General features: G+C 71.8%; 16 protein-coding genes. 13 read left to right on the top strand and 3 right to left on the bottom strand.

Annotated elements, in window-relative coordinates; genetic code table 11:
- Window positions 1-127: 127 nt before the first annotated feature.
- Genes M8445_RS04115 through M8445_RS04070 form a run of 10 tightly spaced genes read left to right on the top strand, consistent with a single transcriptional unit; the run spans window position 128 to window position 8,516 of the window.
- Window positions 128-736: a GGDEF domain-containing protein gene (locus M8445_RS04115; protein WP_273989891.1), complete on the top strand. Its 609-nt coding sequence runs from the start codon at window positions 128-130 to the stop codon at window positions 734-736.
- 14 nt (window positions 737-750) lie between these two features.
- On the top strand, window positions 751-1,137 hold the full coding sequence (locus M8445_RS04110) for an NUDIX hydrolase (protein WP_273989889.1): 387 nt from the start codon (window positions 751-753) through the stop codon (window positions 1,135-1,137).
- Window positions 1,134-1,772, top strand: a complete 639-nt coding sequence (locus tag M8445_RS04105; protein ID WP_273989888.1) for a nucleoside deaminase — start codon at window positions 1,134-1,136, stop codon at window positions 1,770-1,772. The genes M8445_RS04110 and M8445_RS04105 overlap by 4 nt, the downstream gene beginning before the upstream one ends.
- The gene (locus tag M8445_RS04100) at window positions 1,769-2,725 is read left to right on the top strand and encodes an NUDIX domain-containing protein (protein ID WP_273989887.1); all 957 of its coding nucleotides are present in this window, start codon (window positions 1,769-1,771) and stop codon (window positions 2,723-2,725) included. The genes M8445_RS04105 and M8445_RS04100 overlap by 4 nt, the downstream gene beginning before the upstream one ends.
- Window positions 2,722-3,372, top strand: coding sequence for a histidine phosphatase family protein (locus M8445_RS04095; RefSeq protein ID WP_273989886.1), 651 nt, complete (start codon window positions 2,722-2,724; stop codon window positions 3,370-3,372). Before M8445_RS04100 ends, M8445_RS04095 begins: the two co-directional genes overlap by 4 nt.
- Before the next feature lie 25 nt (window positions 3,373-3,397).
- Window positions 3,398-4,318: an STM4015 family protein gene (locus M8445_RS04090; RefSeq protein WP_273989884.1), complete on the top strand. Its 921-nt coding sequence runs from the start codon at window positions 3,398-3,400 to the stop codon at window positions 4,316-4,318.
- A complete protein-coding gene (locus M8445_RS04085) occupies window positions 4,315-5,445 on the top strand; it encodes an STM4014 family protein (protein WP_273989883.1) in 1,131 nt (376 codons plus the stop codon). Before M8445_RS04090 ends, M8445_RS04085 begins: the two co-directional genes overlap by 4 nt.
- Window positions 5,429-6,229: an STM4013/SEN3800 family hydrolase gene (locus M8445_RS04080; protein WP_273989882.1), complete on the top strand. Its 801-nt coding sequence runs from the start codon at window positions 5,429-5,431 to the stop codon at window positions 6,227-6,229. Before M8445_RS04085 ends, M8445_RS04080 begins: the two co-directional genes overlap by 17 nt.
- Complete coding sequence (locus M8445_RS04075) at window positions 6,226-7,563, top strand: STM4012 family radical SAM protein (protein ID WP_273989881.1); 1,338 nt, start codon at window positions 6,226-6,228, stop codon at window positions 7,561-7,563. Before M8445_RS04080 ends, M8445_RS04075 begins: the two co-directional genes overlap by 4 nt.
- Window positions 7,554-8,516, top strand: a complete 963-nt coding sequence (locus M8445_RS04070) for an STM4011 family radical SAM protein (protein ID WP_273989880.1) — start codon at window positions 7,554-7,556, stop codon at window positions 8,514-8,516. Before M8445_RS04075 ends, M8445_RS04070 begins: the two co-directional genes overlap by 10 nt.
- Here M8445_RS04070 and M8445_RS04065 read toward each other — a convergent pair.
- Window positions 8,492-9,544: a DUF6745 domain-containing protein gene (locus M8445_RS04065; RefSeq protein WP_273989877.1), complete on the bottom strand. Its 1,053-nt coding sequence runs from the start codon at window positions 9,542-9,544 to the stop codon at window positions 8,492-8,494. The two genes, M8445_RS04070 and M8445_RS04065, sit on opposite strands and share 25 nt — an antisense overlap.
- A 1-nt stretch (window position 9,545) precedes the next feature.
- The gene (locus M8445_RS04060; protein ID WP_273989876.1) at window positions 9,546-9,860 is read right to left on the bottom strand and encodes a hypothetical protein; all 315 of its coding nucleotides are present in this window, start codon (window positions 9,858-9,860) and stop codon (window positions 9,546-9,548) included.
- Window positions 9,861-9,953: 93 nt separating this feature from the next.
- Here M8445_RS04060 and M8445_RS04055 point away from each other — a divergent pair, with 93 nt between their 5' ends.
- Complete coding sequence (locus tag M8445_RS04055; RefSeq protein ID WP_273989874.1) at window positions 9,954-10,505, top strand: GNAT family N-acetyltransferase; 552 nt, start codon at window positions 9,954-9,956, stop codon at window positions 10,503-10,505.
- Between the two features lie 6 nt (window positions 10,506-10,511).
- Here M8445_RS04055 and M8445_RS04050 read toward each other — a convergent pair whose 3' ends face one another.
- On the bottom strand, window positions 10,512-11,027 hold the full coding sequence (locus M8445_RS04050; protein ID WP_273989873.1) for a M23 family metallopeptidase: 516 nt from the start codon (window positions 11,025-11,027) through the stop codon (window positions 10,512-10,514).
- A gap of 172 nt (window positions 11,028-11,199) precedes the next feature.
- Here M8445_RS04050 and M8445_RS04045 point away from each other — a divergent pair, with 172 nt between their 5' ends.
- Together M8445_RS04045 and M8445_RS04040 are read left to right on the top strand one after the other, a co-directional pair.
- On the top strand, window positions 11,200-12,555 hold the full coding sequence (locus M8445_RS04045) for a M16 family metallopeptidase (RefSeq protein WP_273989872.1): 1,356 nt from the start codon (window positions 11,200-11,202) through the stop codon (window positions 12,553-12,555).
- Window positions 12,548-13,801 carry a M16 family metallopeptidase gene (locus tag M8445_RS04040; protein WP_273989870.1) on the top strand — a complete coding sequence of 418 codons (1,254 nt, stop codon included), beginning with the start codon at window positions 12,548-12,550 and terminating at the stop codon, window positions 13,799-13,801. Before M8445_RS04045 ends, M8445_RS04040 begins: the two co-directional genes overlap by 8 nt.
- The last annotated feature ends 367 nt before the right edge of the window (window positions 13,802-14,168 follow it).

Genomic DNA, 14,168 nt, shown 5'->3' with positions numbered 1-14,168 from the left:
AGCACGCGCAAAGCGCATATGCGCTTGCCATCTCATAGGTGCAACGTATATATGTAAGTGGAACATACGCCCCCAACCCAGCGCCCCGGCACGCCCCGCCCCCCCCCGCCCCAGGAGGACTACCCGCATGGCTGCACGCCCCGCCATCCTGTCCCGCAACGCCTTTGAGGACGCCTTCGACGCCCTCGGCGCCGCCCCCCTCACCCTCGCCGTCCTGGACCTCGACCACTTCAAGACCCTGAACGACACCCTGGGCCACAGCGAAGGCGACCGCGTCCTGCGCGGCGTGGAACGCCTGCTCTCCGGCAGCCTCCCCTCCGGCAGCGTCATCGGCCGCATCGGCGGTGACGAGTACGCCTGCCTGCTCCCAGAAACCGCCGCCGAAACCGCCCTGATCCTCCTCGACGAGGTTATCAAGCACTTTCATATCCACCGCGACCCCCACTGGCCCAAGAGCCTGGGCCTCAGCGTCGGCCTCGCCTCCCGCCCCGCCCACGCCACCATCTACGCCGACCTGTACCGCGCCGCCGAGGAAGCCCTGCTGCGCGCCAAACGCGAAGGCCGCGCCCGGGCGTGCATCTACGTGGAAAGCAAGATGGTCCTCAAGAGCAACTACTACAGCAAAAGCCAGCTCGACCGCCTTACCAAGCTGAGCGGCGCACTCGGCCGCACCGAGGCCAGCCTGCTGCGCGAAGCCGTGGACGACCTGATCGAGAAGAACCGGGGCGAACTGTGAACGGCACCGGGCGCGTGAACCTTTCACCGGGCCTGGAACGCACCGGACGCGCCTGCGTGTGCGTCCTGCACGCCGGACAGGTCCTGCTGACCGGCACGTCCGGCGGGCGCTGGACCCTGCCGGGCGGCGGCATCGAACCCGGCGAGACGCCCGCCCAGGCCGCTGCCCGCGAAGCCTGGGAGGAAGCGGGCGCGCACGTCACCGTGGACGGTGAACCCTTCGAGGTCACCTCGCCCCACAACGGCGTGACCAGCGTGATCTTCCTGGCGCGCCTGCACCGACAGGAACCCAGCCCGGAAGGGCGCGAGCACGTCTGGGTGGACCCTGCTGTGGCCCCCTGGTGCGACGACTACCAGCTTGCCCCGGCACTGGAGATCCTGCGCCAGCGAGGCTGGCTGTGACGCCGGCTGGCCTGTCGGCCGGCTGGAACGCGGCGCTTCAGGAAGCCTGGGACGCCTACTGCGCCGGGTCGTACGCCATCGGGGCGTGCGTGGTCGACGCGGACGGGCACGTGATCGCGCGGGGCCGCAATCGCCTGGGCGAGCCGCGCGGCGCGGAGGGCGGCGTGATCAGCGGGCATGATCTGGCACACGCGGGAATCAACGCGCTGCTGGACCTGCGGGACGTGCCGCGCCCCGACTGTTACGGCTGGACGGTCCTGACCACCGTGCAACCCTGCCCGCAGTGCGCCGGAGCGGTCGCCATGAGTGGCCTGCGCGCCCTGGAGTACGCTGCGCCCGACCCCTGGGCCGGCTGCACGCGCCTGCTGACCGACGACCCGTACGTGTCGAGAAAGGGCATCCGCGTGGGCCGCGCGCCCCTGGACGTGCAGCGCGCCGCGCTCCGGCTGGCCTGGGCGGGCTTCCTGAATGATCAGCCCCCTGTGACGACCGTACCCGGCGGGAACCTCTACGACGCCTTCCACGAGTACCGGGACGACATTCACGCCGTGGCCGCCCTGCACGCCTCCGGCACCCTGGCGGCCCTGCGTGCGCGCCACGCCCCGCTGGCCGAGGCGCTGGCGGTGCTGGCATGAGCCGCCCCGCGTTCCTGAACCTGTCGCCGGGCCTGGACCGCGTGGGCCGCGCCTGCGCGTGGATCGAGCGTGAGGACGGCTTCGTGCTGATGACGGGTCTGGAGTGGGGCGGGTGGACCCTGCCGGGCGGCGGTATTCACCCGGGCGAGACCCCACAGCAGGCGGCGGTGCGTGAGGCGTGGGAGGAAGCCGAAGCGCACGCCGAGGTGGTGGGCGGGGTGGCGGGCGAGGCCGTGATGCTGCCCGGCGACAGCGGGTGCGTCCCGCTGCGCCTGAAGCACCTGGAACCCAGCCCGGAGGGCCGCCCCGTGACCTGGGTTAACCCGCGTTCGCTGCCGTGGGCGAACGACCTCCAGATCCGCGAGGTGCTGGCCGCGCGCGGCGAGACGCCCCCGCACCTGGAAGCCCCGGCGCTGGTGTGGCTCGCACAGGAGCAGGCCGCCCGACTGGCGTTCAGGGATTCCTGCTCGCCCGAAACGGGCCGACTGCCGCGGACCCTGGCGGCCACGCGCCCCGGCGGGCAGGTGCTGGAACTCGGGACGGGAACCGGCGTGGGCGCGGCGTGGCTCCTGGCGGGCCTGGACCGCGCCGCCCACCTCCTGACCGTGGAGGCCGACCCCGCGCGCGCCGGAGCAGCCCGTGACGTGCTGAACGCCGACCCCCGCGCCCGCGTGCAGCCGGGCGACTGGACGGACGCACTGCGCGAGGGACCGTTCGACCTGATCTTCGCGGACTGTGCCGCCGCAAAAACCGACCCGGACGCCCTGGCCCGCGCCCTGAAGCCCGGCGGGACGCTGAGCATGGATAACTTCAGCCCGCCCGCTTTCATGTCGCCCGACCGGCATGCGGGCGACCCGCTGCGGGACGCGCTGTTCACCCACCCGCAGCTGACCTGCACCGAACTGGAAGTCAGTCGCCGCGAACGCGTGCTGCTGGCCGTGAGGACCTCATGACCCCAGAGACCCCGCAAAAGACCGACGCCCCCAGGACAGACGCCCTGCACCTGACCGTCCTGCGCCACGGCCGCAGCCGCGCCGACGACGAGAACGTGCACGAGGGCCGCTACGACAGCCCCCTGAACCCGGAAGGCGAGGCGCAGGCCGCCGCGCTGGCCGCGTACTGGACGGCGGACCCGCCGGGCTTCGACCGGGCGTACTGTTCGACGCTCCAGCGGGCGCACGGCACGGCCCGCATCGTCACGGACGCACTGGGCGTCCCCCTGACACCCACGGACCTGCTGCGCGAGTGGGACAACGGTCCCCTGGCCGGAATGGGCCGCGAGGAGGCGCTGGAGCGGTACCCCATCCCGGCGTTCCGGCACGACCTCGACCCCTTCACGGCGCAGGGCGGCGAATCCCAGGCGGCGATCCGCGCCCGCGCCCTGCACGCCCTGGAACTCGTGTGGAATGGCGGCGGCCAGCGCGTGCTGCTCGTCACGCACGGCGGCTTCGGCAACAGCCTGCTACGCGAACTGCTCGGCATGCAGCGCGGCTGGTTCGCGTTCGGCGACACGGCCTTCGCCACGCTGCGCCTGAGCCGGGGCAGCCATACCGCCTACGTGACCGGCGCGAACCTCACGCCACATTTGCCGCTCCCCTGAACCGTTCACTGGGTACACTCCGGGTATGGCCATCTACGAGCATCTGACCGGGTTCGGTGACCTTCGCGTGCAGCCGTGGAATCCCGGCGATCCCCTGCCGGACCCCGCGACGACCATGGTGCGCCTGTCGGTGGACTGGGACGAGGGCGGCTCGTGGACGGACAAACTGAGCGCGTTCCTGGCATTGCCGGGCGTGGAAGCCACGCGCGGACTGGTGGTGGGCATGTGGGACGAGGAGGTCTCGTCCGGCTCGTCGCCTGACGCCATGATCCAGGCCCTGACCGCTGCGCACGGGGCCCTGCCCAACCTGCGGGTGCTGTTCATCAACGACATCACCTCAGAGGAATCCGAGCTCTCGTGGATCACGAACGGGGACCTGTCGCCCGTGCTGGCCGCGTACCCGCGCCTGACGCATCTGGGTGTGCGGGGCGGCAACGAACTGAGCCTCGGGCCACTGCACCTGCCGGAACTCCGGCACCTGATCATCCAGACCGGCGGGCTGGACGCCTCGGTGGTGCGGCAGGTCATGACGGCGGACCTGCCCGCGCTGGAGCACCTGGAACTGTTCCTGGGCACCGACAATTACGGTGCGACGAGCAGCGTGGATGACCTGACGCCCCTGCTGGACGGCACGCTGTTCCCGCGTCTGAAGTACCTGGGGCTGAAGAACAGCGACTACCAGGATCAGATTGCGCAGGTGCTCGCCAGCGCGCCCGTCACGGCCACGCTGGAGGAACTCGACCTGTCGCTGGGCGTCCTGACGGACGAGGGCGCCCAGGCCCTGCTGGGCAGTGAGCACGTGGGAAACCTGAAGAAACTGCATGTCGCCCACCACTTCATGAGCGGCGAGATGGTCGCCCGGCTGGAGGCCCTGCCGCCCGAGGTGGACGCCAGTGACCGCCAGGACGACGACGAAGAGTGGCGGTTCGTAGCCCTGGGCGAGTGAGCCGCGTGGGTGCGGGCCGCGCCGGGCCGGACGTCCTGCTGATCGGCCCGCCGGACGGACGGCGCGCGCGGGCGTTCCAGGCGACCCTGGCCGGGCTGGGCTGGCCGCCCGCCCGCACGGTGTCGTACCTGGACGTGCTGGCGGGCCGGGCCGCGCTGCCGGACCTCGTGCGGCCCGGGACGGTCGTGCGGCTGGAATCGCCGGGCGAGGACCTGCCCACCGAGCGGGCCCTGATCGAGCGGGGCGGGGGTGTGCCTACGGATCTGGCGGCGGGGGAGATCGCGCCGATGCGCGCGTGGTACGCGGGCTTCAGTGCCGTGCTGCGCGAGGTGGAGGCTGGACTGGCGCAGGCCCCCCCGCACCGGCGGATGCAGCACAGCGACCACATCCTGGCCATGTTTGACAAGCCCGCCACGCACGCGCGCCTGCACGCGGCGGGCGTGCCCGTGCCGGACGCACTGCCGCCCGTGCACTCGCTGGACGACGTGCTGCTCGCCGCGCGGGAACGTGGATGGTCGCAGGTGTTCGTGAAACTCGCTTTTGGGTCGAGCGCGTCCGGCGCGGTGGCGCTGCGCTGGTCGGGAAGGCAGGTGTCGGCAGTCAGTACCGTCCGGGTGGAGGGGGGGCGGCTGTTCAACTCGCGCCGCCTGATCCACGCCCGCACGTGGCCGGAGGTGCGGACCATCGTGGATGGGCTCGCGCCGCACGGCCTGCACGTGGAACGCTGGTTGCCGAAGGCGTCGTGGCAGGGTGGCCCGGTCGACCTGCGCGTGGTGGTCATCGGCGGCCGCGCGGATCACGCGCTGGTGCGGCTGGGGCGCGGCCCGATCACGAACCTGCACCTGGGCAACGAACGCGGCGACCTGACGGCCCTGCAGGCCGAACTGGGCGCGGACCGCTGGGCAGACGTGACCCGCGCGGCGCGGTCGGCGCTGGCGGCGTTTCCCGGCGCGCTGTACGGCGGGGTGGATGTGCTACTCACGCCCGGATGGCGGCACTGCGCGGTGCTGGAGGTCAATGCTTTCGGGGATTACCACCGGGGTGTGCTGGCGCACGGGCGGGACACGTACGGCGCCCAGCTGCGCGCCCTGCTGAACCCGGCGGAGGCCCATGCTGCGACCGCGTGACCTGATTCCCGGCTGTGACGTGGTGCTCGTCACGCTGGACAGCCTGCGGTTCGACGTGGCCGCGCGGGCGCACGAACTGGGTGAGACGCCGAACCTCTCCGCGCTGCTGCCGCCGGACGGGTGGGAGGCGCGGCACACGCCGGGCAGTTTCACGTACGCGGCGCACCACGCGTTCCTGGCGGGGTTCCTGCCCACGCCCGCGCGGCCGGGGCGGCATGCCCGGCTGTTCGCCGCCGAGTTCGGGGGCAGCCGCAGCACGGGCAGTGGCACCTTCGTGTTCCCCGAGGCGACGCTGCCGCAGGCGCTGGCCGCGCGCGGCTACCACACGGTCTGCGTGGGCGGCGTGGGTTTCTTCAACGGGCGCACGGCGCTGGGCTCGGCCCTGCCGGCCCTGTTTGCCGAGGCGCACTGGTCGCCCGCGCTGGGCGTGAAGAACCCGGATTCCGCGCGCGTGCAGATGGGGGTCGCGGCCGACGCCGTGACCCGCGTGGCGGGGCGGCCTGTGTTCCTGCTGCTGAACGTGGCGGCCACGCACACGCCCACGCACATGTACCTGCCGGGCGCACGGGTGGACTCGCCGGACTCGCAGCGGGCCGCGCTGCGTAGCGTGGACGCGGCCCTGCCGATCCTGCTGGACGCCCTGCGCGCCCGGGGTTCTGCGCTGCTGATCGTGTGCGCCGATCACGGCACGTGCTTCGGTGACGACGGGTACTGGGGCCACCGGATCGCGCACCCGGCCGTGTGGACGGTCCCGTACACTGAACGGATTCTGGGAGCCCTATGACCATCACCTCTCCATCCAGCCTCTCCAAGATTCTGGCGCGCGGGCCGTTCCAGGCGTACACGTACGCGTACCCGCACAAGACCGCCTACCGCCCGCTGGACCCGCCCGTGCCGCTACGGGACGCCTGGGCGGCCGAGCAGAAGGACAACCTGTTCCTGTACCTGCATGTGCCTTTCTGCGAGATGCGCTGCGGCTTTTGCAACCTGTTCACCACTGTGAACGCGCCCAGAACGCTGGAGGAAGAGTACCTGGACGCCGTGACCCGGCAGGCCCGGGTGATCCGGGGCGCGCTGGGCGCGGGCGCCCGGTTCTCCCGCATGGCGCTGGGTGGCGGTACGCCCACCTACCTGCGCGCCGGGGATCTGGAGCGCGTGTTCGACCTGCTGGAGGACACCTTCGGCGCGTCGCCACGGGATCTGCCCGCGTCTGTGGAGACCTCGCCGGCGACGGCCACGCCGGACCGGCTGGCGGTGCTGGCCGCGCGGGGTGTGGATCGCGTCAGCATCGGCGTGCAGAGTTTCGTGGACAGCGAGGTTCGCAGCGTGGGCCGCGCGCAGGACGGCGCGCAGGTGCGCCGCGCCCTGGACGCCATCCGCGCGGCGGGCCTGCCGGGCCTGAACATCGATCTGATCTACGGTCTGGCGCACCAGACGCCGCAGACGTGGCTGCACTCGCTGGAAACGGCCCTGACGTGGTCGCCGGAGGAACTGTTCCTGTACCCGCTGTACGTGCGGCCCCTGACCGGCATCGGCCGCCTGGGGCGCTCCTGGGACGACGAGCGGCTGGAACTGTACCGCCTGGGCCGCGACTTCCTGACCGCGCGCGGGTACGTGCAGACGTCCATACGCCGGTTCCAGCGGGCAGACGGGCCACCGGGCGATGAACCGGAGTACACCTGTCAGCTCGACGGCATGGTGGGCCTGGGTTGTGGCGCGCGGTCGTACACGCGCGCCCTGCACTACAGCAGCGAGTACGCGGTGGGCGCGGTCGGCGTGCGGGACATCATCCGTGATTTCGTGGACCGCCCGGACGGGGCGTTCGCGGTCGCCTCGCACGGGATGCACCTGAGCGGCGATGAGCAGCGGCGGCGGTACGTGCTGCAATCCCTGCTGCACCACACGGGCCTGAATCTCACCGCCTACCGCGCGGCCTTCGCGTCGGAGGCCCGGCAGGACTTCCCGCAACTGGCGCAGCTGCTCTCGCTGGGGCTGGCCGAACAGCGCGGCGAGACCCTGACCCTCACGCCAGTCGGGATGGAAGGGTCCGACGCCCTCGGCCCGTGGCTGTACTCGGACGCCGTGCAGCGACTCAGCGAGGCGTTTGAGTGGCGGTAGACCACGCGGCTGGCGGTCCCCTGGAACACCTGACGGTGCTGTACCGGGGCCCACTGTCGAGCTGCAATTACGGCTGCCCGTACTGTCCGTTTGCCAAGCACCGCGAGACGCCCGAGGAACACGAGGCCGACCGGTCCGCACTGGACCGCTTCGTGGCGTGGGTGGAGGCGCAGCCCTTCCCGGTATCCGTGCTGTTCACGCCGTGGGGCGAGGCGCTGATCTGGCCGCGCTACCAGCAGGCCGTCACGCGCCTGAGTCGCCTGCGGCACGTGCGGCAGGTGGCGATCCAGACGAATCTCAGCGGGCCGCTGCGCTGGCTTGAGCACGCCGATCTGCGCAAGGTGGGCCTGTGGGCCACGTACCATCCTGGCGAGGTCGCCCAGGCCCGCTTCCTGGCGCGCACCGCCGAACTGGACGTGCTGGGCGTGCGGCACAGCGTCGGCGTGGTCGGCGTCCCCGACCGCCTGCCGGACATTCAGGCCCTGCGGGCTGCCCTGAACCCCGCCACGTACCTGTGGGTGAACGCCCTCGCGGGCGGCCGGCCGTACACCCCGGCTGAACGCGCGGCCCTGCGCGGGATCGACCCGCTGTTCGAGGTGAATACCCGCCCCTACCGCACGCGCGGCCACGCCTGTCACGCCGGAGAGTCCGTGATCAGCGTGGACGGTGACGGCGAGGCGAGGCGCTGCCATTTCATCGCCGCGCCGCTGGGCAACATCTACGCGCAGGACGTGCGGGAGCTGCTCGCCCCGCGCCCGTGTACGCGCGCTGCCTGTGACTGCCACATCGGGTACGTGCACCTGCCGGAACTCGGCGCGGGCGCCGTGTATGGGGCCGGCCTGCTGGCCCGCATTCCTGAGGGGCCGGACTGGGCGCAGCCGGAGGCGTACCTGGAGCGGGCGCGGCAACTGTGGAGGGGAAGCGGCGCTCAGGCCTCCATGACCGGCGCGTAGGCGGCCGGATCGTCGAACCCGGCCAGCCACGCGCTTCCGGCGTGTGCGGTGCGGATGGTGGGGGGCACGCGCAGCACGTACTGCCGTCCCGTCGAGGGGCACTGCACGCTGAGGGCCACGAAAGGCTCGTCGTCTGGCAGGTCGATCCGCACGAGGCGCCGTTCGCCACCCGCGTCGCGGTCACGGTCGAGTTCCTGCGCGCCGACCTCAGCCAGGAAGCGTTCGTACCCCATGCGTTCCATCATCACGCGCCGTACCTCGGTGTTGGCTTCCGCCAGGACGTCCGCGCCCGAGATGCTGTCCGGGTCGAAGGCAATGCGCTCGGTGACCTGCACGCCGCGCCAGCGCAGCGGAACGTCCGGCCCGGCGGGCGGGGCGCTCAGGCCGCTGCCGGCCACGTCCAGCCACCCGTTGATCCGCAGGCCGTCCGGCAGGGCCGTGATGCCCCGGCACCCGCTCAGGTCGAGCTGCGCGACCTGCGTGAGCCACGTGGGCAGGGTGCGCAGGCTCAGGCAGTCGCGCAGGGTCAGGTGCCCGAAGCGCACGCGGGCCGTCTCCGGCCAGCTGCTCAGGGCGTCGCAGCGGCTGAGGTTCAGGAAGCACACGTCCAGCCCCTCCGGCAGCGCCTCCAGCGACACGCAGTCCTGAAGGCTCAGCGATCCGACGCTCAGGCCGGCGGGCAGGTCGGTCAGGCGGGCGCAGCCGTCCAGGGTCAGGCGAAAGCGGACGCGCAGGCTGGCTGGCAGGTGCTGGAGGGGCTGTCCGCTGGCGATCAGTTCCCCGACCTCCAGCCGCTCCGGCAGCGCCTGGACCCCGGTGCCGCTGATGTTCAGGGTGTCGCCGCTCAGGTCGTCCGGCAGGCGGGTCAGGCGCTCGCCGCTCAGGTCGAGGGTTCCCCGGAAGGTCAGGGGACCGCTGACCTGACCGCGCAGGATCAGGTCGCGGGCCTCGCTGGCGGTGACCTGACGGGGCGACACCACGGGCGAGGTCGCGTGGGTGGGGCCGCTGAGACTGGTGCGGATACGCATGTCAGTCGATCACGCGGCGGATGGCTTCGGGGCTGTACTCGCGCTGCATCCACACCCGGTACGTGCCCTGCGGGAGCGTGATGGTGGCGTGTTCCTCGTGGATCAGGTCGGCGCTGGGTGCGGTGACCTGCACGAAGGTCTCGGCCCCGGCGGTGTACAGCTGCACCTGGGCCGGGTCGCGAAAGCGGTGGCTGTGGCCGGTGACCTCGCCGCGCGCGAGGACTGCGCCGGGACGGGGATGGGCGGCGGCCCGCACCTGGGTCCACTGCTGAGAATCGACGTGCTGAACGAGAACATCTCCGTGACGGTACAACATAGCTTACTCCTGAATCGAATGTAATTTTATGTAAATAGCATAACATTTTGACGGGTACACCGCAACCCGCCCCCTGCCCCGTACAGTACCCACATGCGCCACGACCTGACCCTGAGCGAAGGCCCGTACACCCTGCGTCCCATGACCGATGCCGACGCCGACCCGCTGATGGCGCTGGCGCGGGCTCACGCCGCCGAGTACGCCCGCATGGGCACCTTCCCCACCCTGGAGGGGTACTACGCGGGCGCGCTGGACGCCCTGGATCAGCTGCCGTTCGTGAAACTGGTGGGCGGCGAACTGGCGGGCGCCACCCGCTTCATGGAGATGCGCCCCAGGCACCGCCGCCTGGAGATCGGGAGTACGTGGCTGGCCCCGGCGTTCATGCGCACGCCCGCCAACCGCACCTTCAAGCGCCTGCTGCTGGACCACGCCTTCGGCGAGATGGGCATCCTGCGTGTGGAGATCAAGACCGACCTCCTGAACACCCGCAGCCAGCAGGCCATCGAACGCCTGGGCGCCACCCGCGAGGGTGTCCTGCGTCAGCACATGCCCCGCCCGGACGGCACGCAGCGCGACACGGTCATGTACTCCATCATCGCCGCCGAGTGGCCTGTGGTGCGGGCGCGGCTGCTGGGGGCCAGCTGACCGGCGTTACTCGTTGATCAGCAGTGGGTAGGGGTTGATGGGGCCGCCCGTCGTGTAGATACCGTAGTGCAGGTGAGGGGGCGTGCCCTTTGCGTTCCCGCTGTCGCCCACAAAGCCCACCACGTCGCCCTGCTCGACCCAGTCGCCGCGCTTCAGGTCCGGGTAGCGTTCCAGGTGCGCGTAGTAGTGCCGCTGCCCGCCCGGCCCGAGCACCATGACGGTGCGGCCCCCCAGGTTGTTCGGGCCGACGTTCACGACCACGCCGCGCGTCGTGGCGCGGATGGGCGTGCCGCGCGGCGCGAAGATGTCCACGCCCTCGTGCGTGCGGCCCTGACTGCGCGCCCCACCCCAGGTGTCCACGAAGCGCTGCCCCGGCAGAGGGTTGGGCAGCGAGGCCTCGGTCGCCCCCGGGGCCGACATCAGGGCCGCGTACCGCTGCGCGCCCTCCAGCTGCGGCCACAACAGGAACGCCGCGCCGCCCAGCACCGCCAGCGTGACCAGCCAGCCCAGTACCCGCCTCACCCCTGCCCCCCATCCCGACCCAGCCTCATGGCCCCAGGATGGCGCGTGGGGGCCGCGCCGGAACCGGACAAAAGTTGCAGAGTGCGCCCAGCATGAAGGCCGCCTCAACCACGCCCGGACCAACCGTGCGCGCCGCTGCCGCCCGGAGCGCCCCGCAGGGTAGACTGCCCGGATGCCTGCGCGTTCCCACCCCATTCCCGCGCACCTCTGGACGCTTCCCGGCGGCCTGACGGTCGCCTTCGAACGCCGGACCGGACCCGGATTTGCCTTCGACCTGCGCGTGCCCGTCGGCAGCGCCCACGACCCCGCCGGGCACGAGGGCGCCAGCGCCGTCCTGGAAGAATGGCTGTTCAAGGGCGCCGCCGGCCTGGACGCCCGCGCCCTGCAGGACGCCTTCGACGACCTCGGCGTGCGCCGGGGCGGCGGCGTCGGCCCCGAAGCGACCCGCTTCTCCGTCAGCGGCCTGACCGCCGACCTGAGCGCCGCGCTGACCCTGACCGCCAGTGTCCTTAGCGACCCGCACCTGCCGGAAGGCGAACTGCCAGTCCTGACCGACCTGGCCCGCCAGGACCTTGAAGGCCTGCTGGACAGTCCCGCCGACCGCCTCGCCACACTGGCCCGCCAGACGGCCTTCCCCACGCCGCCCGGCACGCCCCTGAGCGGGTACGGCCACCCCGCCAGCGGCACCCCGCAGGGCCTGGAAGCCCTGACGCCCACCACGCTGCGCGCCCACCTGCAACGCTACGGGCAGGCGGGCAGCGTCCTGGGTCTCGTCGCGGACCTCGCGCCCGAACAGGCCCACGCCTTGGCCCTGGGCACCCTGGGCGGCCTGCGCCCCGGCGCGCACGACCCCATCCCCGCCACGCTGCGCACCCGCGCCCGCGCGCACACCACCGACCCGGACGCCGAACAGACCCACCTGAGCCTCACCATGCCCGGCGTGCCCCCCGGCCACCCCGACTGGATGGCGTGGCAGGTCGCCCTGACCGCCCTGAGCGGCGGCAGCGCCAGCCGCCTGTTCCACGCCGTGCGCGAGGAACGCGGTCTCGCGTACGCCGTCAGCGCCAACCCCGTCATCCTGGGCGGCAGCGGCTTCCTCAGCGCCTACGCCGGCAGCACCCCCGCCCGCGCGCCCGAAACGCTTCAGGTCATCCTCGCGGAACTGCACCGGCTCCCGCAGGGCCTGACACCCGCCGAATTCGAACGCGCCCGCGCCGGACTGGCCGTCAGTGTCGTGTTCGGCGCCGAAAGCATGCGCGCCCGCGCCCACGCCCTGACCCGCGACGCCGCCGTGTTCGGCCGCATCCGCAGCGTCACCGAACTCCGCGAGTCCCTCAGCAAGCTGACCCTGGACGACGTGAACAGCTTCCTGACCCGCTACCACCCCGCGCCCGACGCCACCACCGTCACCATCGGCCCCGACGAGCACGGCCCCCAGTCACAGGAACCCGATGCACACGCACCCGACAACGCCGCACCCGACAGCGCCGCACCCGACAGCGCCCCCAGCGAAGGACCCCATGCCTGACCCCACCCACCCCACCACCGCGCCCACCACCCAGCGCCACACCCTCCCCAACGGCCTGACCCTCCTCCTCGAACCCGACCCGCACGCCCAGACCACCGCCGCCGGGTACTTCGTCAACACCGGCAGCCGCGAAGAAACCCCCACCGAAATGGGCGCCAGCCACTTCATCGAACACCTCCTCTTCAAAGGCAGCGACACCCTCAGCGCCGCCCAACTCAACGAACGCCTCGACGACCTCGGCGGCAACGCCAACGCCTTCACCAGCGAAGAAGCCACCGTCTACCACGCCGCCACCCTCCCCGAACACACCCCGCAACTCCTCAGCACCCTCACCGAACTGATGCGCCCCGCCCTGCGCGACACCGACATCCACACCGAACGCGGCGTCATCCTCGAAGAAATCGCCATGTACGCCGAACAACCCACCGTCCGCGTCACCGACGAACTCCGCGCCGACTACTGGGGCACCCACCCCCTCGGCTGGCCCATCCTCGGCACCACCGACACCGTCACCGCCCTCACCCCCGACGCCCTGCGCCGCAACCACCGCCAACGCTACGGCGCGCAGCGCGTCACCCTCACCCTCACCGGCCAGTTCGACCCCGCCCACGCCCTCGACTGGGCCACCACCCACCTGAGCGACTGGCCCGCCGCCACCCCCCACACCCACACCCCCGCCCAACCACACCACCCCCGCACCACCCGCACCATCCACGACCCCACCCTCACCCGCGTGCAGGTCACCGCCGCCACCCCCGGCCTCAGCGCCACCCACCCCCTGCGCGAAGCCGCGCACATCCTCGCCGACCTCATCGGCGGCGAGAACGGCGCCCTCTACTGGCACCTCATCGACAACGGCACCTGCGACAGCGCCGACCTCGGCCACCTCGAATACCACGACACCGGCACCTTCGAAGGCGGCTTCTCCTGCGACCCCGACCGCGCCGCCACCGCCCTCACCACGTACCGCACAGTCCTCGCAGACGCCGACACCCTCATCACCCCGGTCGCCGTGCGCCGCGCCGCCCGCAAACTCGCCGTCAGCACCCTCCTGCGCGCCGAAACCCCCCAGGGCCGCCTGTTCACCCTCGGCATGGAACACCTCGCCACCGGCCACACCCTCACCACCGAGGAACACGTCCGCCGCTACGAACAGGTCACCGCCGACGACGTCCGCGAAGTCCTGCGCCTGTGCCCACTGAACGAACTGACCATCGTGGCTCTCGGGCCGATCACGGCTCTCTGACTGGAAGGTGGGCGCCTGCGGCGGGGTTCCCGTGTGCTGCCCCACCCCCCAGCCCCCTACCCCAGAGGGGCAGGGGGAGCAGGCGTTGCACTGGGCAAGAGATTCGACTGGCGCGGCGTATGTGCAGTGGGCGGTGACGTGTCCGGCTTTGACGCCATCCTGCCGTGCCCGGTGGAAGGCCCGCGCGCTGCGCGCACGACGGCCGGTGGTGATCTGCGGTCAAGGGCAGGGCAACCTGATGACAGCTGCTGATCTGCTTTGAAAACCATGCTCTTGCGGAAGCGAGAAAAAGTAGAACCTTCCAGCACGCACCAAGAATTGTGGCCACACGGGCGTCGTGGCAGACGAGCCCGTCGTGCGCGCAGCG

Source organism: Deinococcus aquaticus, from assembly GCF_028622095.1.
GTDB lineage: Bacteria > Deinococcota > Deinococci > Deinococcales > Deinococcaceae > Deinococcus > Deinococcus aquaticus.
This window is presented reverse-complemented; position numbering and strand designations above follow the sequence as displayed.

Bases quoted from the DNA above. Each gene is read 5' to 3' on its own strand.
- M8445_RS04115 (WP_273989891.1), top strand. From the start codon at position 128: ATGGCTGCACGCCCCGCCATCCTGTCCCGCAACGCCTTTGAGGACGCC.
- M8445_RS04100 (WP_273989887.1), top strand. From the start codon at position 1,769: ATGAGCCGCCCCGCGTTCCTGAACCTGTCGCCGGGCCTGGACCGCGTG.
- M8445_RS04095 (WP_273989886.1), top strand. From the start codon at position 2,722: ATGACCCCAGAGACCCCGCAAAAGACCGACGCCCCCAGGACAGACGCC.
- M8445_RS04090 (WP_273989884.1), top strand. From the start codon at position 3,398: ATGGCCATCTACGAGCATCTGACCGGGTTCGGTGACCTTCGCGTGCAG.
- M8445_RS04080 (WP_273989882.1), top strand. From the start codon at position 5,429: ATGCTGCGACCGCGTGACCTGATTCCCGGCTGTGACGTGGTGCTCGTC.
- M8445_RS04075 (WP_273989881.1), top strand. From the start codon at position 6,226: ATGACCATCACCTCTCCATCCAGCCTCTCCAAGATTCTGGCGCGCGGG.
- M8445_RS04065 (WP_273989877.1), bottom strand. From the start codon at position 9,544: ATGCGTATCCGCACCAGTCTCAGCGGCCCCACCCACGCGACCTCGCCC.
- M8445_RS04060 (WP_273989876.1), bottom strand. From the start codon at position 9,860: ATGTTGTACCGTCACGGAGATGTTCTCGTTCAGCACGTCGATTCTCAG.
- M8445_RS04055 (WP_273989874.1), top strand. From the start codon at position 9,954: ATGCGCCACGACCTGACCCTGAGCGAAGGCCCGTACACCCTGCGTCCC.
- M8445_RS04045 (WP_273989872.1), top strand. From the start codon at position 11,200: ATGCCTGCGCGTTCCCACCCCATTCCCGCGCACCTCTGGACGCTTCCC.
- M8445_RS04040 (WP_273989870.1), top strand. From the start codon at position 12,548: ATGCCTGACCCCACCCACCCCACCACCGCGCCCACCACCCAGCGCCAC.